Below are 1,259 nucleotides of genomic sequence, written 5' to 3' on the forward strand. Positions count from 1 at the left end.
TAAGGACAAGTTGTGATGGGGAGGGAAATTAAGTACCGAAGTTCCTGATGTCACACTGTCAAGAAAAGCTTCTAGTTAGAAACAAACAGCCCGTACCGCAAACCGACACAGGTAGTCGAGGAGAGAATCCTAAGGTGTGCGAGAGAACTCTCGTTAAGGAACTCGGCAAAATGACCCCGTAACTTCGGGAGAAGGGGTGCTGACCATCTGGTCAGCCGCAGTGAATAGGCCCAAGCGACTGTTTATCAAAAACACAGGTCTCTGCAAAATCGAAAGATGACGTATAGGGGCTGACGCCTGCCCGGTGCTGGAAGGTTAAGAGGATGGGTTAGCTTCGGCGAAGCTCAGAATTGAAGCCCCAGTAAACGGCGGCCGTAACTATAACGGTCCTAAGGTAGCGAAATTCCTTGTCGGGTAAGTTCCGACCCGCACGAAAGGCGTAACGATTTGGGCACTGTCTCAACGAGAGACTCGGTGAAATTATAGTACCTGTGAAGATGCAGGTTACCCGCGACAGGACGGAAAGACCCCATGGAGCTTTACTGCAGTTTGATATTGAGTGTCTGTACAGCTTGTACAGGATAGGTAGGAGCTATTGAAGCCAGGACGCCAGTCTTGGTGGAGGCATTGGTGGGATACTACCCTTGCTGTATGGCCACTCTAACCCTCAGCCATTAGCTGGCTGGGAGACAGTGTCAGACGGGCAGTTTGACTGGGGCGGTCGCCTCCTAAAATGTAACGGAGGCGCCCAAAGGTTCCCTCAGAATGGTTGGAAATCATTCGTAGAGTGTAAAGGCAGAAGGGAGCTTGACTGCGAGACCTACAAGTCGAGCAGGGACGAAAGTCGGGCTTAGTGATCCGGTGGTTCCGCATGGAAGGGCCATCGCTCAACGGATAAAAGCTACCCTGGGGATAACAGGCTTATCTCCCCCAAGAGTCCACATCGACGGGGAGGTTTGGCACCTCGATGTCGGCTCATCGCATCCTGGGGCTGTAGTCGGTCCCAAGGGTTGGGCTGTTCGCCCATTAAAGCGGTACGCGAGCTGGGTTCAGAACGTCGTGAGACAGTTCGGTCCCTATCCGTCGCGGGCGCAGGAAATTTGAGAGGAGCTGTCCTTAGTACGAGAGGACCGGGATGGACACACCGCTGGTGTACCAGTTGTTCTGCCAAGAGCATCGCTGGGTAGCTATGTGTGGAAGGGATAAACGCTGAAAGCATCTAAGCGTGAAGCCCCCCTCAAGATGAGATTTCCCATCAC

The 1,259-nt window shown here is 53.1% G+C and carries 1 rRNA gene (only partly in view); it reads left to right on the forward strand.

Annotation, left to right across the window (positions count from 1 at the left end):
* Positions 1 to 1,259 (forward strand): 23S ribosomal RNA (locus ACEN36_RS12870) (its annotated part extends 1,318 nt beyond the left edge of the window); the annotation flags it as partial.

The sequence above is a fragment of the Desemzia sp. FAM 23989 genome (genome assembly GCF_045528345.1).
Lineage (GTDB): Bacteria > Bacillota > Bacilli > Lactobacillales > Carnobacteriaceae > Desemzia.